Raw genomic sequence first — 19,715 nt, 5'->3', positions numbered from 1 at the left:
TTTTGTCACTTTTAAAGATTTGGTGTGTTGATTGTTTCTTAAGAGATTTACAGAAAATCAACAAACAACTATGGGATTTGGCGCATTAATAATCGGAGTGTTCTTCATGGTCATCGGTATGATCGTAAGCAGCCGTCTAAAAAGTAAGTTTCAGCAATATTCACAGATTCAGCTAACAAAGAATTTAACAGGGGCGGAAATTGCACGTCTGATGTTAGTCGACAGTGGTATTCAGGATGTGAAGGTGATTTGTGTGGACGGACAACTGACTGACCACTACAATCCAATGGACAAGACAGTTAACTTAAGCCAGGAAGTATACCATGGACGCAATGCAGCGGCTACTGCCGTAGCGGCTCACGAATGTGGCCATGCAGTGCAACATGCCACAGCTTATAGTTTTTTACAATTGCGTTCAGCAATGGTGCCTGTACAAAACGTTAGCGGCAAGGTGATTAACTTTGTAATGATGGCCATGATGTTTGGTGCCTTTACGGCTTCTAGCTTTTTGCCTATTAACACGGCATTGTTAATTATTATTGTGTGTTACGCAGTATTTGCCCTCTTCGCCTTAATCACTTTACCAGTAGAATTTGATGCAAGTAAGCGTGCCTTAGCATGGGTTGATGCCCGTGGTATTGTAACCCGCCAGGAGCATGACATGGCAAAAGATGCCTTAAAATGGGCGGCCATGACCTACGTAGTTGCGGCAGTAGGTGCAGTAACTACCCTACTTTACTATGTTATGATGTTCTTAGGAGCAAATCGCGATGATTAATTCACTGCAAACGTTATGCTAACGTTTGTTACCTGAAAATACTGATTATTTTTGCGGCCTCGACAGTAATGTCGGGGCCGCTTTTTTGCTGCAAATGGTCTCCTCAGCCAAATCAGTAAAGAAAACCGAAACGGAAAATCGTTGTTAAAGAGACAAATTGAGAATGCTATGAATTTTGAACTGACCGAAGAGCAAATAGCTGTGCAACAAGCCGCCCGCGATTTCGCCCAAACTGAATTATTACCTGAGGTAATTGAACGAGATACGCATCAAAAATTCCCAGCTGCCCAAATCAAAAAAATGGGTGAACTCGGATTTATGGGCATGATGGTGGATCCCAAATACAGCGGTGGTGGTATGGACACTATTTCTTACGTATTGGCCATGGAAGAAATTTCTAAAGTGGATGCCTCTGCTTCTGTAGTAATGTCGGTGAATAACTCATTAGTATGCTGGGGAATTGAAACCTTTGGAACTGAAGAGCAAAAAGAAAAGTATTTGAAACCAATGGCAGCCGGCCAAATTCACGGTGCCTTCTGTCTTTCAGAACCAGAAGCAGGGTCGGATGCTACCAGCCAGCGTACTACTGCTGAAGATAAAGGCGATTACTATTTATTAAACGGCACTAAAAACTGGATTACCAATGGTAGTACTGCAAGTGTGTACATTGTTATCGCTCAAACGGATGCCGATAAAAGACATAAGGGTATCAATGCCTTGATAGTTGAAAAAGGAATGCCAGGCTTTGTAGTAGGTAAGAAAGAAGACAAGATGGGTATTCGTGGTTCTGATACACATTCATTAATGTTTACGGATGTGAAAGTGCCGAAAGCAAATCGTATTGGTGCGGATGGTTTTGGTTTCACTTTCGCCATGACAACCCTTAACGGAGGGCGTATTGGTATCGCAGCACAGGCTTTGGGTATTGCATCCGGTGCTTATGAACTGGCTTTAAGCTATGCTAAAGAAAGAAAGGCCTTTAACAAAAAACTATCGGAGCATCAGGCTATACAATTTAAGTTAGCAGAGATGGCTACTAAAATTGATGCAGCACGTTTGCTTTTATGGCAAGCTGCTTATTTGAAGGATGAGAAGAAAGATTTTGTGAAGGCTGCTTCAATGGCGAAATTATTTGCATCTCAAATTGCACAAGAAGTAACAACTGAGGCTGTGCAGATACATGGTGGTTATGGTTATGTAAAAGAGTATCATGTAGAGCGTTTAATGCGCGATGCAAAAATCACACAGATTTACGAGGGCACTACTGAGATTCAGAAAATGGTGATCTCAAGAGAGTTGCTTAAATAATTATTCAAAATTTCAAATTTCAAATTAAAAAGCCCGGCAGTTAGTTAACTCCGGGCTTTTTAATTGATTTCAAATTTGAAATCATAATATCTTATCCAAAGCCGTTACAAAACCCTGCATCTCCTCCTGTGTACCAATACTTACACGGCACCATTCTTTACCGGCATAATCCCACACTCTAATTTGATAGCCTGCTTCTTCAGTCTGTGCTAAAATAGTTTTGCCATCAACAGGTGCCGGAAAGAAAAGTAAGTTAATGTGCGACTTCCCGAAAGAAATATTCCTCTTTGTCAGATAATCTTCCAGCACTTTACGGGCTGTAGCATTTTTCTCTCTAGTCATTTTCATAAAGGTAGTATCATCAACACAAGCTTTAGCAGCAGCCAACACAGCCTGGTTAATATTAATACCACCACCCATCTGATATTTACTCATCTGCTTAATACGATCAGGTTGCGCAATAACATAACCCAAACGCAAACCAGCCAAACCGTATATTTTTGAAAAAGTGCGCGATACAATTACATCACTTCCCTTTTTAATTAACTCCACCATACTTCGCTGTTGCGATGGCTCTACAAACTCGAGGTAAGCTTCATCAGAATAAACCGTAGTCTTCTTCGCCATCTCTTCACAGAAATTCTGATAAGCGTTAAAATCGATTAGGGTTCCCGTTGGATTATTTGGGTTAACCAGAAAAATCATTCTTGTATCTGAACGTACTGCTGAAGCTATCTTCTCTAAATCCAATTCCAGTTTACCATTCACGTCAACACGATCCCAGGTTGCACCCATTCTTTCAGCAAAATCCATAAGCAAGCGGAAAGTTGGAAAAGGTGATACCACACGTTTACCTTCTAAGCCAACGCCTATTCCAGCCACACAAAGTAATTCACTCGAACCATTGCCAATCATAATATGATCAGGAGTTACCCCCTCTTTTTGGGCAAGGAATTTTTTAAATGAAGTAGTTGCTTCAAAGGCATATCGATTGCCTTCGTTTAATGATGCAACAATAGCCTCACGCGCCTTGGGTGATGGGCCGTAAGGGTTTTCATTTGACCCCAATCTGACAATGCCATCTTTTAAAATTGATGAAGTATGTAGCCGCTCAGCTTCGCTGACTGGCGCAGCCATTAATTGGTCTACAAGTGCAGGAATTGAAACAAAACCTACTGTTAAACCTGCTGCTGATTTAAACCACTTTCTGCGTGATACATTTTCCATACCGATACATTTGATAAGGAAGGTACACTTTGCGCCAAGAAAATACAAGTAGAATTATCCGTAAGGCTAACTTGGAATAATGCCCATCTTCTTCATTAAGAAAGTAGCATTCATTTTTTCAGCTATACCTTCTTTCAATTTATAATCGAAGGAGAGTTCATCATTCTCAATAGTAGGTTCAAAGTGATAGTTTTTAACTTGTTCTGGAAATTTTTCTTCCAGCACGCCAAGCGCCAGATCATGTGTGGCCACCAGGGCAAGACAAGGTTGATCAATCAATTGTTTCACCAACGCCATTGATCCAGCTTGTTTATCAGTTGAGTTTGTGCCTTTAAGAATTTCATCCAGCAAAATCAGTAAAGGCTTTTTAGTTCTGAGTTCTTCGGTAATGGATTTGAGTCTGTTGAGCTCAGCATAAAAATAAGATTGCTGATCTTTTAACGAATCGGCTGTACGCATACCTGTACGCAAATGCATAACAGAGCACGAAAAACTTTTGGCACACACTGGGGCTCCGTTATAAGCTAACACCATGGCAATACCCAACGTACGCAAGAAGGTACTTTTACCAGCCATGTTAGCACCAGTAATCAGCAGAACACTTTGCGGATCACCTGCACGAAAGTCGTTGCTGACACAAACATCTTCAGCAAGTAAAGGATGCCCTAAAGCCTCAGCTTTTATATGTTGTACTTCACTAAAAGCAGGAAAAGCATAATGTGGATGGTTGTAGGTATAAGTTGCCAAACTATTTGTTACTTCTATTTCCGCTAGGGCATCTAACCAGCCCGCTAACGCCTCACCATTTTCTTCCCTCCACTTTTCTAATCGATACACACATTGTAAATCATAAAGCAGTAAACCATTCACTACAATGTTAGTCATGAAGTTTAACCGTGCATCCAAAGCAGTTAAAAGCGAAGCAAGCGTTGTGATTTTCACTTCTGCTTCATGCGTTATACCTGATAAATCACGTAAATGAGCTGCGTTGTATTTTTCAAGATTAAAAACCCTAAGCAAAGATGCATACTGTTTAAGGATCGTATGCTTTCTGCTTACATAATCATGAAAAGCCGTAGTGCGTTTAAAGTAAACACCAATAAGCACCAGTTGCGAAAAGACTAATAAACTTGCAAAAGGTTTGAAGGCTGAAGAAAAATAAGCAGCAACAACCAACGCAATGGTTAGCGCAGGTATAACCATTAATAAGACACGCCAGATATTTTTATTGGGCAACATAGGCTTATGTTGTAACCAATCCAATAGTTGTGTTCTGCTTTCTGCTGTCTCTAGTGAGTTCATGCCAACTGCCTGAAGCTTTTGTCGCAAGTCGATGCACTCACTTAACTCTTTACTACTTTCCTGGTGTTTTACAATGTTATCAATTGACGTTAAAGGGTTTTTTAAACGTGTTGCTAATTGCTTTTTACCAGAATGTGTTGCTGCGCGATTGATAAATTGAAAAAGTGAACCTTCTCCAAAAATATCCAAATCATAAGCATACACATGATGTGTGTCTGTAAAGGCTGATCCTGTTTCTTGTTTACTGAAATCACCTTTTGCAGAAGCTAACTCCAGTTCATTGATGCGCAATAAATTGGTGGTGATTACCTTTTCATTAAAAAGTTTGCTGTGCAGTCGCACCAACCAGGCAAAAACAAAGACAGTCCCGAAAACTGCTATAATAAACCACTGATCTTTAAAAGATAAATAAATGCAAACCGCTATAGCAAGACCTGCCAGTAACCTGAACACAGCGATGCGCGCAATCTCTTTTTCCTTTACAGCAAGTTGATGGAGGAAATCTTTTTTACGCTGCGCATATATGGGCAGTCTCTTAGAAGTCGTCATGAAAAATTAAAGGAATTTTTCAACGATACGCATCACTTGCTCTAAGGCCTTTGCATCAGTCTCATCAAAGTCGTTAAGCTCATCGCTGTCAACATCTAACACTAAAGCAACTTCGGCATTTTTAAAAGCGGGCAAAACAATTTCCGATTTGCTAGCTGAACTACAGGCAATGTGACCTGGGAATTCATCTACATTAGGAACAACAATTGTTTTCTTCTCTTTCCACGAGGCGCCACACACCCCCTTACCGAAATTGATGCGCGTACAGGCAATTGGTCCCTGAAAGGGCCCTAATACCAATTGATTATCTTTTACTAAATAAAAACCAACCCAGAAAAAGTTCATGGTTTGCTTTAATGCTGCTGCTACATTAGAAAGATTGGCAACAACATCATTTTCACCTTGCACCAAGGCTTCTATTTGAGGAACAAGTATTTTGTATTTTTCAGCTTTATCAGCACTTTGTGCGACAATGAGTTCTTCGGCCATGTATTGGAATTGGAGTTTAGAAGCTAAATGTTAAAATTTTCTGATTTAGATTTCTGGTCTTTTATAAGTATATAAGTTATCACCCATTACGTTTTCTGTGTGGAGAAGGTTCCCATGAAAGTGAGGTGCCTTAATGCCTTTGTTAAATTGCTTGGGAGATTTAAAAATTCGTATTTCTTCCCATAGCCCCTCGTTGATAAAGGACTGCAGTGTGTGAGCGCCTCCTTCAACAAATAGCGAATGAATGCCTCTTTTATGCAGGTCTTTCAACAAATGCCATAAGAAACCCTGCTCGTCAATACGCATAAGCGTAAGGTTAGGGTGTTCTTCATGCTTTAACACATTATAGATAATAGTAGGTTGTTTCCCATCCATGATGTGTAACCTTTCGGAAAGCTTTAGAAAGCGATCGATAACAATTCGCACAGGATTTTTACCTGTCCACTCTCGCACATCGAGTTGCGGGTTGTCATGTGCAGCTGTATTGCGGCCCACTAAAATGCCATCCTCCTCTCCCCGCCATTTATGTACGAGCTGTCTGGAATATTCATTACTGATCCATTTAGAATCGTAATTCTCTTTTGCAACAAAGCCATCAGCAGTCTCTGCCCATTTTAAAATAATGTAAGGTCTTTCCTTTTCAACTACATGAAAGAAGCGTTTGTTCAAATGCAGCCCTTTTTCGCCTTTAACACCCACCGTTACTTCAACACCGGCAGCCCTGAGTTTTTCAATGCCTTTACCGGCCACCAAACTGTGTGTGTCTTTATTGCAAACAATAACGCGCTTTACGCGATGTTCAAGTAATAAATCGGCACAGGGAGGAGTTTTACCAAAGTGCGAACATGGCTCCAGCGTAACATAGACTGTGCTTTCTGACAATAAACTTTTGTCGTCCACTGAATGGATAGCGTTCACTTCGGCATGCGGCCCGCCAAATTGCTGATGCCAGCCTTCACCAATTATTTTTCCTCCATGTACAATGACACAACCCACCATGGGGTTAGGACTCACCCGACCCTGACCCAGTTGGGCTAATTCAAGAGCGCGTTGCATGTAGACTTCGGGAGATGTCATGGACAATCGTTAGTATTGCAAAACTAATGAACGCCAAAGTATTATTCGACAACATTGTAAAGGAAATTACGATTCCTGAGTCTTCTGACGAGATTCAAAGTATTGCCTTTTTGATTATGGAAAAGCTTTACGGAACAGACAGAACACGCATTCTTGCACAGCAAGAGATAAGCGATCCGCAAAAAGAAGTTTTAGATGCCATCATTAAGCGTGTGAACACGGAAGAGCCTGTTCAATATATTTTAAATGAAGCTTATTTTTATGGGCGTACGTTTTTTGTAGATGCCTCGGTATTAATACCCCGCACCGAAACAGAATTATTGATAGAACTAGTTGTGGCGGAGTATGGACACAAAAAAAACGTGTCTATTTTAGATGTGGGAACTGGCAGCGGTTGTATAGCGGTGACATTAGCAAAAGAAATGCCTGGAGCAGAAATATTTGCGCTTGATGTAAGCAATGAAGCAATAGCAACTGCCCGGAAGAATGCTGATCAACTGGAGGCAACAGTTTATTTTGATCAGGTAAATTTTCTGGAACAGAAAACACAACATAAAAATTTAACAGCTATTGTCAGCAATCCGCCTTACATCATGCATGCAGAAAAAAATCTGATGCGTAATAATGTACTCAAGTACGAACCACATGTCGCTATGTTCGTGCCTGACACTGATCCTTTAATTTTCTATACAGAAATTGCCAGACAAGGTTTGGATGCTCTAGCCCCTGATGGAAAAATTTTTGTGGAGATCAATGAGCAGCTTGGTAAAATGATGTGCGATATGTTTGAAAGTTTCGGATATACGAAAACAAGCATTGTTAAAGATCTATTTGGTAAAGAAAGAATAGTAACAGCAAGCAGATGAGTTACCCCGTATTATTACTGCACGGAGCCCTTGGGGCGGCTTCGCAATTTGAAACACTTCAACAGATGCTGGAGGCGCAAGGAAGAAAAGTGTATGGCTTAAATTTCAGTGGTCATGGTGGTAAAGTAGCATCTCAAAAGGGATTCAGCATTTCGGTTTTTGCTGATGAAGTTTTTGATTTTCTGGAAGAGAATGCTTTATCACAAGTAAACATTTTTGGTTATAGCATGGGTGGTTATGTGGCCTTATGGTTGGCCCATCATCATCCAGAAAAAATTAATAAAATATTTACACTGGGCACAAAATTCGATTGGAGCGAAGAAAGCGCAACACTCGAAACGAAGAAACTCAATCCCGATAAAATACTAGAAAAAGTTCCTGCTTTTGCCAAAGTGTTGGAAGAACGCCACAAACCACTTGACTGGAAAGAAGTGATGTGGAACACTGCCAATTTAATGCGAGAATTAGGACGTGAACCTTTGCTTAATGAGGAAGCATTGTGCTCCATTGACACACGAACTTGCGTAGCAGTAGGCGACAGTGATGACATGGTTAATCGTTTTCACAGTGAGGAAGTCCCCAAATTATTGACGAATGCTTCTTTTATGATCATGAAGGAAACACCTCACATGATTGAACGTGTAAATTTGACCTTGCTTGGTCAGGCACTCAACGAATTCTTTGCGTAACTTGCCAAAAATTATTTTATGCTCAGTGCAAACCAGTGCTACACCATCTTCAATAAAAGTATTGACGATTACCATAAGAAGGATCATGTAGATGCGCCTATTCAAAATCCATATCCGGTAAATTCTTTCGAGGCATTACTTTATCATAAAAACTGGATCGATACAGTACAATGGCATTTGGAGGACATTATTCGTTTACCTGAAATTAACCCCACTGAGGCTTTAGCTATTAAAAGAAGAATCGACAAGAGTAACCAGGATCGCACTGACCGTGTGGAGCAGATTGACGACTTTTTCCTCGAGGCTTTTAAAAATGTAACACCCAAAGCAGGTACACGCATAAATTCTGAGACGCCTGCTTGGTTATTGGATAGGATGAGCATCTTAATGCTGAAAATCTATCACATGCAGGAGCAGACGGAACGTAAAGATGCCAGTGCAGAGCATATCGCTAAATGTCAGTTAAAGCTGAATATTTTAATGGAACAAAAAACGGATATGCAATTGGCTTTCGATGAATTAATGGAGGATATAGGAAGTGGTAATCGTAGATTTAAAGTGTACAGGCAGATGAAGATGTACAATGATGCTTCTTTGAACCCCATGCTTTATCAGAAGAAATAGTCAATTTCAAATTTGAAATTATAAAATATCTCCTCCTCGGTCTGTGTCCCCACAGACCGAAAATCTGAATAAAATGTGGTTCGTGAAGACACGGACCAAGGCGATGATTTAAAAAAAATGCTTCCAAAAAAAATATTGATACTTCGGTTCTCGGCCATGGGCGATGTGGTGCTTTTAGTGCCTGTGCTACGCTCATTGTTAGCAGAATATCCTGAGTTACAAATCAGTGTAGCCACACGACCGAAGTTTACTTCTTTCTTTCATCATTTATCCAGCGTAAAAATAATTGCAGCTGATGTTGATAAGGAATTTAAAGGCTTTAGTGGATTGTGGCGTTTATTTAGAAAACTAAAAACTGAGAAATTCGATTTGGTGATCGATGAGCACGATCATTTGCGCACAAAAATTTTACGCACACTTTTTTTCTTAGCAGGTACACCCACACTTGTCTTCGATAAAGGCAGAAGCGATAAAAAGAAATTTTCCCGAACTGAAAACAAGATAACAAAACCTTTACCGCATACTGTTGAGCGTTACAGCGATGCATTTAAGAAAAGTGGTTTCAACTTTCCACTCTTGCCAGGCCCGCACCTGATTAGCGAACCCGATATAAGAAACGAAGTAGCACAATGGCTGCAAGCGGAAAATCTTGTAAAAAATGAGCCCTGGATTGGTGTGGCACCCTTCGCCATGCACCGTTCTAAAATATGGCCGATTGAAAATTACGCCAAACTGTTTCGATTACTTCTTGAACAAAAAAGCTATCGCTTCTTCCTCTTTGGTGGCGGACAAAAAGAAATTGATTTTTTCAACACCTTGAAAAACGAGTTCCCCAATCAAGTAACCATTGTAGCCGGTGTACTTAAACTCCATAAAGAAATCGCCCTGATGCAAAAACTGGATTTGATGCTTTGTGTAGATTCTTCTAATATGCACTTCGCGACTTTGGCAGGCACACCCATTTTATCTATCTGGGGTGGCACACACCCTGATGTAGGCTTCGGTCCCTTTCAACGCAATGCAAATTCTATTATCCAGATAAGTCCTGAAGAATTGACTTGCCGCCCCTGCTCTGTGTATGGAAAAGAAACGTGCGCACGAGGTGACTTTGCCTGCATGACTCGCATTACACCTCAACTTATAAGCAATAGAGTTATGTCGGTTTTAAATCTAAAATCGTAAATCGTAATTTGTAAATTGTAATTCCACTTCATGCACATTGATATTATCACTTGTCTACCCAAACTCATCGAAAGTCCTTTTAACGACTCCATTTTAAAACGCGCGCAACAAAAAGGATTAGTAACAGTTGATATCATTGACCTGCGCAGTTACGCAACAGACAAACATAAATCGGTTGACGATTATGCCTATGGTGGTGGGGCTGGCATGGTGTTGATGATCGAACCGGTTGATCGCTGCATTAGTGATTTAAAAAGTAAGCGTCACTATGATGACATCATTTACATGAGCCCGGATGGAGAATTACTTACCCAAAAAGTAAGTAACGAATTAAGTCTGAAAGAGAATTTGATTTTGTTGTGTGGTCATTACAAAGGGGTTGATGAAAGGGTACGCGAACATCTAATAACGCGTGAGATCAGCATTGGCGATTATGTGCTTTCAGGGGGTGAGTTAGCTGCCGCAGTCGTAGCCGATTCTGTCATCAGACTTTTACCCGGTGTGCTAAATGATGAAACCTCTGCATTGAGTGATTCCTTTCAGGATGGATTGGTAGCACCTCCTGTCTACTCCAGACCAGCAACATACAAGGGTTGGAATGTTCCAGATGTACTTTTGTCCGGGCACGAAGCAAAAATTAACAGTTGGAAACAGGAACAGGCCATTGAACGAACCAGAAAAAGACGACCTGGCTTATTAGAGTAATTTCAGTGGAAAGTATTTGGCAATTTGTTCAAAGCTGCCATCCTTTTGAAGCACATACGCATTATTAAAAATCGCGTAGTAAGCAATAAGACAATCATTCGATTTACGCATTGGCACTCCGTTTTTTCTTAATAATCTGTAAATATTGGCAGCCTCTATAGCTGCAGTAAATGGCTCTGCATACAACAAATCAAAAGTTTCTAAATTTTTTTTGATGCGTTCAAAATCCCTGTTATCTGCTATTCCATCAAGCACTTCCTGAAAAATGAGCGGACAGGTGCATATTGTATTCTCCTCCGTCAGCAAGTCAGTCAATAATGTTGTTTCACGGCTTTCCTGATTATTGATAAAAGCTATCCATACAGACGAATCCACTAAAATGGGCAACATATTATTTAGTGTTTGCACCACTTAATTCATCAAGGTCACCATCCCACTTCACCTTACCCCTCAATTCAAGCAAATCGCGTTGCGCGAGCATACGTCTGAACAACTGAAGCGCCATTTCTACTGCTTCCTTCTTAGTTTTGGCCTCGCTTCTTTCCATCACATCGGCCAATAAATCATCGTCAATGTCAATATTTGTCCTCATTTGAATACGTCATACACACGAAAATACAAAAATCATACACAAAGCATAAATTTGATGACAATTTTTGAAGTCTGAGAATCGAAATCCCGATTCTTTCCCTACATTTGCAGTCCATTTTCAAAACACCATCGAGTTATGGCAGATCTTATCAAACTTGTAGAGCATGAATTCGCGAAGGTTCGCGAGACAATGCCGTCTTTCAAAGCAGGCGATACCGTGAACGTTCACGTGAAAATAAAAGAAGGTAACAAAGAGCGTATTCAGCAGTTCCAGGGCGTTGTTATGCAGCGCAGAGGCACAAACGGCAACGGAGAAACTTTTACAGTACGTAAAATTTCTAATGGCGTTGGTGTTGAGCGTATTTTCCCTATTACTGCTCCAACTATCGATAAGATTGAAGTTGTGAAGTTTGGTAAAGTACGTAGAGCAAAGTTGAACTACCTTAAAGGTCGTCAAGGTAAGTCTGCCCGTATCAAAGAGAGATTATAATCTTCATATAAAGTCATTAAAATCCGCTCAAAAGGCGGATTTTTTATTTTATATGCCTTTCAGCAGCATTGCAAACGGTTGTTGCATTTACAAGTAAATCACCATTCGTCTTATCGAATAATTGATAACTTTGTCACCTTTCAGAAACTAAAATCATGGCAAGAAACATTTCAGAACTTCTTGGCAAAGACGCAGATTATCTGCTCGGCCACAAAAGCAAAACCATTTCTAAAGATCAGCTTCACACACCCAACCCGAATTTCGTTGATCAGGTGTTTACACTGAGCAACAGAAGCCCGCAAGTGCTTCGCAGCTTACAGCAGTTGATGGACACAGGTCGCTTAGGTGGCACTGGTTTCGTTTCAATTCTTCCTATCGATCAAGGTATTGAGCATAGTGCTGGTGCTTCTTTCGCAAAGAATCCGGCATACTTCGATCCGGAAAACATTGTAAAACTTGCCATTGAAGGCGGTTGTAACGGTGTGGCTACTACTTTTGGCGTATTGGGTATGATGTCGCGCAAATACGCACACAGAATCCCCTTCATTGTAAAAATTAATCACAACGAATTGTTGACCTATCCGAATAAGGCTGAACAAATCATGTTCGGTTCGGTAGACGATGCCTGGAACCTGGGGGCCATGGCTGTTGGTGCCACCATTTATTTTGGTTCTGCTGATGCCACCAGACAAATCGTTGAAGTAGCAAAGGCTTTCGAACGTGCTCATCAATTAGGTATGGCTACCATTCTTTGGTGCTATACCCGTAACAGTGCTTTCAAAAAAGACGGTATTGATTACCACGTATCAGCCGACTTAACAGGTCAGGCCAATCACCTGGGCGTAACTATTCAGGCGGATATTATCAAGCAAAAATTAGCCGAGAACAATGGTGGTTACAAAGCCCTGAACACTGGTGGAAGCAGCTACGGTAAACTCGATGAGAAAATTTATACAGAACTAACTTCTGATCACCCTATTGATTTGTGCCGCTACCAGGTAGCTAACTGCTACATGGGCCGCGCTGGTCTTATCAACTCAGGTGGTGAGTCTAAAGGTGCAAGCGATCTTGCAGATGCTGTACGTACAGCCGTTATCAATAAGCGTGCTGGCGGTATGGGCTTAATCTCGGGTCGTAAGGCTTTCCAAAAACCTTTAAAAGATGGTATCGAAATTCTGAATGCTATTCAGGATGTTTACATCGATAAATCAATTGATTTAGCATAATTGATACATTGGCTGATGTGATCGCATCAGCCAATTTTCAAATCTCCAAATTTTCAAATCAAATTATGGCTTGGTTTAAACGTAGCGATAAAGGAATTCTTACTCCGACAGAAGCGAAACGCGAAGTGCCCGATGGTCTTTGGTTCAAATCGCCTGCCGGTAAAATTGTACATACCCGTGAATTAAAAAACAATGCATATGTGGTACCTGAAGAGGATTACCATGTGCGCATTGGTTCTGCAGAATATTTTGAAGTGCTTTTCGACAACAATGAGTTCACAGAATTAGATGCCAATATGGAATCCGGTGATCCTCTGAAGTTTGTTGACACAAAAGCTTATCCAAAACGCATTAAAGAAACGCAGGCTAAAACTGAGTTAAAAGATGCCTGCCGTTCTGCCTATGGTAAAATGAACGGATTGGATATTGTAGTCGCCTGTATGGACTTCGCTTTTATTGGTGGTTCAATGGGATCGGTAGTGGGCGAAAAAATTGCCCGTGCAATGGATCACAGCTTAAAACACAAGAAGCCCTTCCTGATGATCTCACGCTCGGGTGGTGCACGTATGATGGAGGCAGGTTTATCGCTCATGCAAATGGCAAAAACCTCTGCTAAAATCGCTCAGCTCGATCAGGCAAAAGTGCCTTACATTTCTTTGATGACTGACCCGACAACTGGTGGTGTTACTGCATCTTACGCCATGTTAGGTGATTTCAATATCGCTGAACCAGGAGCATTAATTGGTTTTGCAGGTCCACGTGTTATTCGCGAAACCATAGGAAAAGATTTACCAAAAGGATTTCAAAGTGCTGAGTTCGTATTGGATCATGGCTTCCTTGATTTTATTGTTGACAGACGAAGCATAAAAAGCAGACTGACAACTTTATTGAAAATGCTTCAGTAGAAAACCGATGTCTTTTAGTTAAGGTTTTTTTTAGGCCACACCTATAATCCTCTCCAAAGGAGAGGATGGACACGGAGGCTTAACTAAACGACATTACATTGAAGAACCGGAGCATCACTCCGGTTTTTTTATTGTTGTAAATATTCCCTCTTCAACAACGGACAAATTTTATAGCGTTCGTCCTTCGTATCTTCATACACCGCTTCAAGCAACTCATACACGTTTTTAATTCCTATTCTTTTACACCATTCAAAAGGCCCGTAAGGATAATTAGTTCCCAGCTTCATGGCCATATCGATATCCTCTCGGGTGGCAGTGCCTTCCTGCACGGTAAAATATGCTTCGTTAATAATCATGCAGATAATGCGTGGTGTCACCAACCCTGCGCGATCTTCCACAATTGTAAACGCACTGTTTAAATCTTGGCAAGTTTTTTCCAACACACTTCTATCATCAACATGCAAAACCGCAACTTCTAATAATGATCTGTTAAGAAAGGTGGGCATCCCATTAAATCCGAATAGTGTTGCTTCAGGGTTTTTCAGTAAACCATACGTTAAGTCAAGCAAAGACCGCTTTGCCGTGCTTAGAAAAGCCACAACATTTAAATCAAGATAGAACTCAATCTCCGTAGGAATTTCATCAATTAAAAAATCGAAAATAACTGTATCTGTCTCTATAAGCCTTCCCGCCTCTTTGTAATTATCAGCGATTGCATAAGTATGGGTATCGCCAAATTTGGCCTTACACTCACTTAAATTCTGTTCGGTTCCAATTACAATAAGGTTCATTCGAAAAGTCGGATAGTTTGCAGATATTTAGACCACGAAAATGCTAAATTAATCTGTATGTCTAAAACTGTTATTTATTCTTCTAATGCACCGGAACCAATCGGCCCTTATAGCCAGGCCATTCAAGCTGGAAATATGCTTTTTGTAAGCGGACAAATTGCTATACAAAAATCAACTGGTAAGCTTATTACCAATTCCATTGAAGAGGAAACAGAACAAGTGCTGCAAAATATTGTTGATGTATTGAAGGCAGCCAATATGGATTTTAGTCATGTAGTAAAGTGTACAATCTTCTTAAAAGATTTTAATGACTTTGTCGCTGTTAACGAAATCTATGGAAAATACTTTACTTCTGCACCTCCTGCACGAGAAACAGTAGAAGTAAGTCGCTTGCCAAAAGATGTAAATATTGAAATTTCCTGTATAGCTGTGAAGTGATAAATCTCCTGCCATCTTCTTCTGAAACAATAGTAACCAGTCTGGAGATGGATGAGATTAACACACGTTTAGAAAAAAGCACAGCCAACACGGTAGTTTGGGATAGAGAATACAAAATACCTAATGACAAGGTTTTCTACGGCTTTGTGCACAATGGAAATTTTCAATTAGCACTCCGTAACATGCGCCTTCTGGCTTTTACCCCGATGATGTATGGCAAAATTGAAGGTGCTACTAGTGGCAGTATTGTTTTTCTGAATTTTAAGCTATTTGTTTTAACAAGGGCTTTGCTCATCTTTTGGTCGGTGTTCTTAATCATTGCTGGTTCTGTCATGAGTTTCGTACAGTCCAATCAGTGGCCAATACTTGGCGCATTGGGTATTCTGCTGCTTTTTCATTTAATCGCCTGGGCAAATTTTAAGCAACAACTAAAGCCCATGCGTACTGCACTTTTCAAATTATTGGCCTGATTAAGTTTTAAAAGCTTTAACTTTGCAATCCTATTTTTTAGCGATGAAAGCAGTTAGAGTACGTTTTGCACCAAGTCCTACAGGAGCCCTCCATATTGGTGGTGTTCGAACAGCCCTTTACAATTTTTTATTGGCTCGCCAGCAAGGCGGCACCATGATATTGAGAATTGAAGACACCGATCAGACACGTTATGTGCCCGGTGCTGAAGAATATATTGTAAAAGCCCTAGCATGGGTAGGAATTAAAATAGATGAGGGTGTAGGTGTAGGTGGACCTCACGCACCTTATCGCCAATCTGAACGAAAAGATATTTATGCTAAATATACCCAGCAACTGATAGATAGCGGCCACGCCTACTATGCCTTCGATACAGAAGAGGAGTTGGAGCAAATGCGTGAACGTTTAAAAGCTGCAGGGGTAGATCAGCAACAGTACAACAGCATCACCCGAATGCAAATGCGTAACTCACTCACACTTTCAGAGGAAGAAACGAAGGCACTCATTGATAAAGGAACGCCTTATGTTATTCGCTTAAAAGTACCACGTAAAGAAGAAGTAAGGCTAAACGATTTGATCAGAGGCTGGGTGATGGTTCACTCATCTCAGATTGATGATAAAGTGTTGATGAAATCAGACGGCATGCCTACATATCACCTGGCAAATGTTGTTGATGATTATCTGATGGAAATATCGCACGTGATCCGCGGTGAAGAATGGTTGCCTTCAGCGCCATTGCACGTGCTCCTGTATAAATTTTTAGGATGGGAAGAAGCCATGCCTAAGTTTGCACATTTGCCTTTATTGCTAAAGCCAAGTGGCGATGGAAAACTTTCTAAGCGTGATGCTGATCAAATGGGCTTTCCTATTTTCCCGCTTGACTGGGTAGATCCAAATACAAATGAAAGAGCACCAGGATACAAAGAGTCAGGTTATCTGTCTGATGCACTCGTAAACTTCCTTGCATTTCTGGGATGGAACCCCGGAACAACACAAGAAATATTTTCAATGGAAGAGTTGATAAAAGCATTTTCAATTGAACGCATTGGTAAAGCAGGTGCGCGTTTCGATATACAAAAGGCGCAGTGGTTCAATCAGCAGTATTTAAAAGCCAGAAGTAACGAAACCTTAGCGGAGTACTTGCTCACCATTCTGAAAAATGAAGGCGTAAATTGTTCTTCAGAAACAGCCATAAAGATTTGTTCTATCATGAAAGAGCGTATCACCTTCCCTAAAGATATTTGGGAACAAGGCAAGTTTTTATTTTTTACACCCACCCAATTTGATAACGCTGTCGCTGATAAGAAATGGAACAACGAAGCTGTTACTGTATTGACCGCGTATCGCGAAAGTATTTCTGCTTTAACTGCTTTTGATGCCACTATAGCCAAAACAACATTAGAAAGTGTAACAGCTGCACTTGGTATTGGCACAGGCAAAATTCTGCAGGCGCTTCGCTTAAGTATTACGGGTGCCGGAGCAGGGCCCGATCTAATGATGGTGATGGAGATCGTTGGCAAAGAAGAAGTTGTAAAACGTCTTGATTTTGCTTTGCAAACATTAAAAGTTAAAGTAGCTTAGGCCTATGGCTAAGTCAGAAAAGTCGTCATCGAAAAAGAAGCCCAAAGTTCATAAAGAACTTGAAGGTTTTGAAATGTCTATTAACTCCTTCGGAGAAATTAATTCCAGTCTTGACATTGAAAAGCTGAATGCCTTTCTGGACAAAAATGTAGATGATAAGAAACTAGCGGAGCGGGATGATTACGAGGAGATAAAAAAGCCTAAAACCAAAAAGAAAAAATAATTTCGTCTCAATACTTTTCACTGACAAACACAAAGTGAAATACCTGAGGCCAGGTTATTCAAATGAATTTATTTATAAATATCCACAAAGAGTTCTGAAATAAAAATTCGAGTCATTGCAAGGGAGGTACGACCGAAGCAATCTAATTTTTTGCAGATTGTTCCCCTTTGTTTGCACTGATCAAGTGGTGCAGGACTCTAAATGGATATGTAAATTTTATTTTAATAGCAGTTCATGAAACTAGGCATCATTCGCGAAGGCAAAAACCCACCCGACAAACGAGTTCCTTTTACACCTAAGCAAGCCGAAGAAATTGGTGATTTATTTCCAACAGTTAAAGTTATTTGCGAGCGTAGTCCTATTCGTTGCTACCAGGATGAAGAGTATGCCAATCTTGGTATAGAGGTAGCAGATGACATGAGTAGCTGCGATGTATTGATGGGTATAAAAGAAGTACCTATTGATAAATTGATTTCTAATAAAACGTATCTCTTCTTTTCGCACACGATTAAGAAACAACCTTATAATAAAAACTTACTTCAAGCAGTTCTTCAGAAAAAAATACGACTCATCGACTACGAAGTATTGCGCGATCGTCTGGGGAATCGTTTGGTGGCCTTCGGGAGGTTTGCTGGTATTGTGGGTGCCTACAATGGTTTATGGACTTACGGTAAACGCACTAATCTCTTCACCATGCGGAGGGCACATGAGTGCTTCGACTTAAATGATTTAAAACTTGAATTGCGGAAAATAAAATTACCACCAATCAAGATAATCCTGACTGGTGGCGGACGTGTTGGTAAAGGTTCAATGGAAACGTTGGACACAGCAGGTATACGTAAAGTAAATCCTCACGATTTTTTAACAAAGCAATTTGACGAGCCAGTGTATGTACAATTAGGCAGTGGTGATTACCACACCCGAAAAGAAGGCGGACATTTTATACGTGACGAGTTCCATAAGAATCCTGAACGCTACGAATCTCACTTTCTACTCTATACAAAAGTAGCAGACATTTTAATGGCCGGAGCTTACTGGAATCCAAAAGCTCCGGTACTCTTTACCAAAGAAGACATGCAGGCAACTGCGTTTAAGATTCAGGTCATTGCAGACATTACTTGCGACATCAACGGTTCAGTACCTAGTACGTTGCGGGCGACAAGCATTGATGAGCCTTTGTACGATTATGATCCTTTTACCGCTTTGGAAAAACCTGCTTTGAGCAGTAACAAGCATATAACAGTAATGGCCATCGACAATCTGCCTTGTGAGTTACCCAGGAGTGCATCGGAAGAATTTGGCCGCGATTTGATAGATAGGATACTAAAACCCCTTTTTGGAGACGATACAGAAGGTGTTATAGAAAGAGCCACTATTACTCAAAATGGTGCCCTCAGTCCACATTTTGACTACCTAAAAGACTACGTAGAGGGCTAAAACCAATATTTTCAACTTTTTTGTCAAAAACCATAAACATTCCAAAATTACTTCCGTTTATGATAGTATTACTATTGTAATTGGATAAATGACTATCATTTCTTTTAGATTAAATGAAAACCTTTTCTTAAAAGATCCCCAAAACTCGGAATTGGGTCAAAATATCATTCGCTCCAGTATTTCACTGATTGACGAAATCGGTTTTGAGCATTTTACCTTTAAGAAACTGGCTGATAAAATCGAATCAACAGAGGCATCTGTTTACCGCTACTTTGAAAATAAACACAGGCTATTAGTTTATTTAATAGACTGGTACTGGACATGGATGGATTATAAAATGGATTTTGCAATGCAAAATTTATTGACACCCGAGGATCGACTTCGAGCAGGTTTAAAAGTAATAATTGAAGAGAAAAAACCTGATCCAAATTTTGCTTTTGTAGATGAACAAGCGCTACAACGCATTGTTATGTCTGAGTTCGATAAAACCTATCTGACCAAGCAAGTTGATCTGGACAATAAGGAGGGGCTATTTATTCCCTATAAAACAGTATGTAACAAACTAGCTTGTGAAATAAAAAAGGTTAATCCTGCATACCAACATCCACACACCTTAATCAGTACAATTATGCTCTCAGCAAACCACCAGGTTTTTTATGCAAAGCATTTACCCTCATTGACAGATATAAATGGAGAAAAGCAAGTTACATATCAGAAACTATATGAATTCTGTGAAGCCATTATTTTTAATTCTATAAAGTAAGCAGAC

Annotated in this window: 23 protein-coding genes; 16 read left to right on the top strand and 7 right to left on the bottom strand. The window is 40.3% G+C overall.

What is annotated here, in order from left to right:
• Nucleotides 1–70: 70 nt before the first annotated feature.
• Both SanaruYs_RS14055 and SanaruYs_RS14050 read left to right on the top strand, forming a co-directional pair.
• Entirely contained in the window at nucleotides 71–778 is a 708-nt protein-coding gene (locus tag SanaruYs_RS14055) for a zinc metallopeptidase (protein WP_127123221.1), read from the top strand.
• A 168-nt stretch (nucleotides 779–946) separates the two neighbouring features.
• Nucleotides 947–2,086 carry an acyl-CoA dehydrogenase gene (locus tag SanaruYs_RS14050; protein ID WP_127123220.1) on the top strand — a complete coding sequence of 380 codons (1,140 nt, stop codon included), beginning with the start codon at nucleotides 947–949 and terminating at the stop codon, nucleotides 2,084–2,086.
• A gap of 81 nt (nucleotides 2,087–2,167) precedes the next feature.
• Here the strand turns inward: SanaruYs_RS14050 and SanaruYs_RS14045 are convergent, their stop codons facing one another.
• The 4 genes from SanaruYs_RS14045 to ribD form a co-directional block, all read right to left on the bottom strand.
• Nucleotides 2,168–3,313, bottom strand: coding sequence for a pyridoxal phosphate-dependent aminotransferase (locus SanaruYs_RS14045; RefSeq protein ID WP_127123219.1), 1,146 nt, complete (start codon nucleotides 3,311–3,313; stop codon nucleotides 2,168–2,170).
• Between the two features lie 66 nt (nucleotides 3,314–3,379).
• Nucleotides 3,380–5,164 carry a MutS-related protein gene (locus SanaruYs_RS14040; RefSeq protein WP_127123218.1) on the bottom strand — a complete coding sequence of 595 codons (1,785 nt, stop codon included), beginning with the start codon at nucleotides 5,162–5,164 and terminating at the stop codon, nucleotides 3,380–3,382.
• A gap of 6 nt (nucleotides 5,165–5,170) precedes the next feature.
• A complete protein-coding gene (msrC, locus tag SanaruYs_RS14035) occupies nucleotides 5,171–5,653 on the bottom strand; it encodes a free L-methionine (R)-S-oxide reductase MsrC (RefSeq protein ID WP_127123217.1) in 483 nt (160 codons plus the stop codon).
• A gap of 45 nt (nucleotides 5,654–5,698) precedes the next feature.
• Entirely contained in the window at nucleotides 5,699–6,730 is a 1,032-nt protein-coding gene (gene ribD / locus SanaruYs_RS14030; RefSeq protein WP_127123216.1) for a bifunctional diaminohydroxyphosphoribosylaminopyrimidine deaminase/5-amino-6-(5-phosphoribosylamino)uracil reductase RibD, read from the bottom strand.
• 26 nt (nucleotides 6,731–6,756) lie between these two features.
• Between ribD and prmC the strand changes: the two genes are divergently transcribed.
• The 5 genes from prmC (at nucleotide 6,757) to trmD (ending at nucleotide 10,796) form a co-directional block, all read left to right on the top strand.
• Nucleotides 6,757–7,596, top strand: coding sequence for a peptide chain release factor N(5)-glutamine methyltransferase (prmC, locus tag SanaruYs_RS14025; protein WP_160118669.1), 840 nt, complete (start codon nucleotides 6,757–6,759; stop codon nucleotides 7,594–7,596).
• Entirely contained in the window at nucleotides 7,593–8,285 is a 693-nt protein-coding gene (locus SanaruYs_RS14020) for an alpha/beta fold hydrolase (RefSeq protein WP_127123214.1), read from the top strand. The genes prmC and SanaruYs_RS14020 overlap by 4 nt, the downstream gene beginning before the upstream one ends.
• Before the next feature lie 18 nt (nucleotides 8,286–8,303).
• Nucleotides 8,304–8,909, top strand: a complete 606-nt coding sequence (locus SanaruYs_RS14015) for a DUF4254 domain-containing protein (protein ID WP_127123213.1) — start codon at nucleotides 8,304–8,306, stop codon at nucleotides 8,907–8,909.
• A gap of 75 nt (nucleotides 8,910–8,984) precedes the next feature.
• Complete coding sequence (locus SanaruYs_RS14010) at nucleotides 8,985–10,091, top strand: glycosyltransferase family 9 protein (RefSeq protein WP_127123212.1); 1,107 nt, start codon at nucleotides 8,985–8,987, stop codon at nucleotides 10,089–10,091.
• 30 nt (nucleotides 10,092–10,121) lie between these two features.
• Nucleotides 10,122–10,796, top strand: a complete 675-nt coding sequence (trmD, locus tag SanaruYs_RS14005; protein ID WP_127123211.1) for a tRNA (guanosine(37)-N1)-methyltransferase TrmD — start codon at nucleotides 10,122–10,124, stop codon at nucleotides 10,794–10,796.
• On the opposite strand, the gene vapC is transcribed toward trmD, so the two are convergent.
• Together vapC and SanaruYs_RS13995 are read right to left on the bottom strand one after the other, a co-directional pair.
• Nucleotides 10,788–11,186: a type II toxin-antitoxin system VapC family toxin gene (vapC, locus tag SanaruYs_RS14000; RefSeq protein ID WP_127123210.1), complete on the bottom strand. Its 399-nt coding sequence runs from the start codon at nucleotides 11,184–11,186 to the stop codon at nucleotides 10,788–10,790. The two genes, trmD and vapC, sit on opposite strands and share 9 nt — an antisense overlap.
• A 1-nt stretch (nucleotide 11,187) precedes the next feature.
• Complete coding sequence (locus SanaruYs_RS13995; protein WP_127123209.1) at nucleotides 11,188–11,388, bottom strand: type II toxin-antitoxin system VapB family antitoxin; 201 nt, start codon at nucleotides 11,386–11,388, stop codon at nucleotides 11,188–11,190.
• A 135-nt stretch (nucleotides 11,389–11,523) separates the two neighbouring features.
• On the opposite strand from SanaruYs_RS13995, the gene rplS reads away from it, so the two are divergent.
• The 3 genes from rplS (at nucleotide 11,524) to accD (ending at nucleotide 14,008) form a co-directional block, all read left to right on the top strand.
• Nucleotides 11,524–11,877, top strand: coding sequence for a 50S ribosomal protein L19 (gene rplS / locus SanaruYs_RS13990; protein ID WP_127123208.1), 354 nt, complete (start codon nucleotides 11,524–11,526; stop codon nucleotides 11,875–11,877).
• Nucleotides 11,878–12,032: 155 nt separating this feature from the next.
• Nucleotides 12,033–13,103, top strand: coding sequence for a class I fructose-bisphosphate aldolase (locus SanaruYs_RS13985; RefSeq protein ID WP_127123207.1), 1,071 nt, complete (start codon nucleotides 12,033–12,035; stop codon nucleotides 13,101–13,103).
• A 65-nt stretch (nucleotides 13,104–13,168) separates the two neighbouring features.
• Nucleotides 13,169–14,008 (top strand): acetyl-CoA carboxylase, carboxyltransferase subunit beta, encoded by an 840-nt coding sequence (gene accD, locus SanaruYs_RS13980; RefSeq protein ID WP_127123206.1) that lies wholly within the window; start codon nucleotides 13,169–13,171, stop codon nucleotides 14,006–14,008.
• Between the two features lie 128 nt (nucleotides 14,009–14,136).
• Here the strand turns inward: accD and SanaruYs_RS13975 are convergent, their stop codons facing one another.
• Nucleotides 14,137–14,799: a 3-hydroxyacyl-CoA dehydrogenase family protein gene (locus SanaruYs_RS13975; protein WP_127123205.1), complete on the bottom strand. Its 663-nt coding sequence runs from the start codon at nucleotides 14,797–14,799 to the stop codon at nucleotides 14,137–14,139.
• Between the two features lie 57 nt (nucleotides 14,800–14,856).
• Between SanaruYs_RS13975 and SanaruYs_RS13970 the strand changes: the two genes are divergently transcribed.
• The 6 genes from SanaruYs_RS13970 (at nucleotide 14,857) to SanaruYs_RS13945 (ending at nucleotide 19,709) form a co-directional block, all read left to right on the top strand.
• A complete protein-coding gene (locus tag SanaruYs_RS13970; RefSeq protein WP_127123204.1) occupies nucleotides 14,857–15,237 on the top strand; it encodes a RidA family protein in 381 nt (126 codons plus the stop codon).
• Nucleotides 15,234–15,707 carry a hypothetical protein gene (locus SanaruYs_RS13965; protein ID WP_127123203.1) on the top strand — a complete coding sequence of 158 codons (474 nt, stop codon included), beginning with the start codon at nucleotides 15,234–15,236 and terminating at the stop codon, nucleotides 15,705–15,707. Before SanaruYs_RS13970 ends, SanaruYs_RS13965 begins: the two co-directional genes overlap by 4 nt.
• Nucleotides 15,708–15,750: 43 nt before the next feature.
• Nucleotides 15,751–17,286: a glutamate--tRNA ligase gene (gene gltX / locus SanaruYs_RS13960; protein WP_127123202.1), complete on the top strand. Its 1,536-nt coding sequence runs from the start codon at nucleotides 15,751–15,753 to the stop codon at nucleotides 17,284–17,286.
• 4 nt (nucleotides 17,287–17,290) lie between these two features.
• Nucleotides 17,291–17,509 (top strand): hypothetical protein, encoded by a 219-nt coding sequence (locus SanaruYs_RS13955; RefSeq protein WP_127123201.1) that lies wholly within the window; start codon nucleotides 17,291–17,293, stop codon nucleotides 17,507–17,509.
• A gap of 234 nt (nucleotides 17,510–17,743) precedes the next feature.
• Nucleotides 17,744–18,946 (top strand): NAD(P)-dependent oxidoreductase, encoded by a 1,203-nt coding sequence (locus SanaruYs_RS13950; RefSeq protein ID WP_127123200.1) that lies wholly within the window; start codon nucleotides 17,744–17,746, stop codon nucleotides 18,944–18,946.
• Between the two features lie 88 nt (nucleotides 18,947–19,034).
• Nucleotides 19,035–19,709, top strand: a complete 675-nt coding sequence (locus tag SanaruYs_RS13945) for a TetR/AcrR family transcriptional regulator (RefSeq protein WP_127123199.1) — start codon at nucleotides 19,035–19,037, stop codon at nucleotides 19,707–19,709.
• The last annotated feature ends 6 nt before the right edge of the window (nucleotides 19,710–19,715 follow it).

Origin of the sequence: Chryseotalea sanaruensis, from assembly GCF_003990915.1 — a bacterium.
Classification (GTDB): domain Bacteria; phylum Bacteroidota; class Bacteroidia; order Cytophagales; family Cyclobacteriaceae; genus Chryseotalea; species Chryseotalea sanaruensis.
This window is presented reverse-complemented; position numbering and strand designations above follow the sequence as displayed.

Bases quoted from the DNA above. Each gene is read 5' to 3' on its own strand.
- accD (WP_127123206.1), top strand. From the start codon at position 13,169: ATGGCTTGGTTTAAACGTAGCGATAAAGGAATTCTTACTCCGACAGAA.
- SanaruYs_RS14015 (WP_127123213.1), top strand. From the start codon at position 8,304: ATGCTCAGTGCAAACCAGTGCTACACCATCTTCAATAAAAGTATTGAC.
- trmD (WP_127123211.1), top strand. From the start codon at position 10,122: ATGCACATTGATATTATCACTTGTCTACCCAAACTCATCGAAAGTCCT.
- SanaruYs_RS14055 (WP_127123221.1), top strand. From the start codon at position 71: ATGGGATTTGGCGCATTAATAATCGGAGTGTTCTTCATGGTCATCGGT.
- rplS (WP_127123208.1), top strand. From the start codon at position 11,524: ATGGCAGATCTTATCAAACTTGTAGAGCATGAATTCGCGAAGGTTCGC.
- SanaruYs_RS14050 (WP_127123220.1), top strand. From the start codon at position 947: ATGAATTTTGAACTGACCGAAGAGCAAATAGCTGTGCAACAAGCCGCC.
- prmC (WP_160118669.1), top strand. From the start codon at position 6,757: ATGAACGCCAAAGTATTATTCGACAACATTGTAAAGGAAATTACGATT.
- SanaruYs_RS13950 (WP_127123200.1), top strand. From the start codon at position 17,744: ATGAAACTAGGCATCATTCGCGAAGGCAAAAACCCACCCGACAAACGA.
- SanaruYs_RS14020 (WP_127123214.1), top strand. From the start codon at position 7,593: ATGAGTTACCCCGTATTATTACTGCACGGAGCCCTTGGGGCGGCTTCG.
- SanaruYs_RS13995 (WP_127123209.1), bottom strand. From the start codon at position 11,388: ATGAGGACAAATATTGACATTGACGATGATTTATTGGCCGATGTGATG.
- ribD (WP_127123216.1), bottom strand. From the start codon at position 6,730: ATGACATCTCCCGAAGTCTACATGCAACGCGCTCTTGAATTAGCCCAA.
- msrC (WP_127123217.1), bottom strand. From the start codon at position 5,653: ATGGCCGAAGAACTCATTGTCGCACAAAGTGCTGATAAAGCTGAAAAA.
- vapC (WP_127123210.1), bottom strand. From the start codon at position 11,186: ATGTTGCCCATTTTAGTGGATTCGTCTGTATGGATAGCTTTTATCAAT.
- SanaruYs_RS13985 (WP_127123207.1), top strand. From the start codon at position 12,033: ATGGCAAGAAACATTTCAGAACTTCTTGGCAAAGACGCAGATTATCTG.
- SanaruYs_RS14040 (WP_127123218.1), bottom strand. From the start codon at position 5,164: ATGACGACTTCTAAGAGACTGCCCATATATGCGCAGCGTAAAAAAGAT.
- SanaruYs_RS13945 (WP_127123199.1), top strand. From the start codon at position 19,035: ATGACTATCATTTCTTTTAGATTAAATGAAAACCTTTTCTTAAAAGAT.
- SanaruYs_RS14045 (WP_127123219.1), bottom strand. From the start codon at position 3,313: ATGGAAAATGTATCACGCAGAAAGTGGTTTAAATCAGCAGCAGGTTTA.
- SanaruYs_RS13955 (WP_127123201.1), top strand. From the start codon at position 17,291: ATGGCTAAGTCAGAAAAGTCGTCATCGAAAAAGAAGCCCAAAGTTCAT.
- SanaruYs_RS13970 (WP_127123204.1), top strand. From the start codon at position 14,857: ATGTCTAAAACTGTTATTTATTCTTCTAATGCACCGGAACCAATCGGC.
- gltX (WP_127123202.1), top strand. From the start codon at position 15,751: ATGAAAGCAGTTAGAGTACGTTTTGCACCAAGTCCTACAGGAGCCCTC.
- SanaruYs_RS13975 (WP_127123205.1), bottom strand. From the start codon at position 14,799: ATGAACCTTATTGTAATTGGAACCGAACAGAATTTAAGTGAGTGTAAG.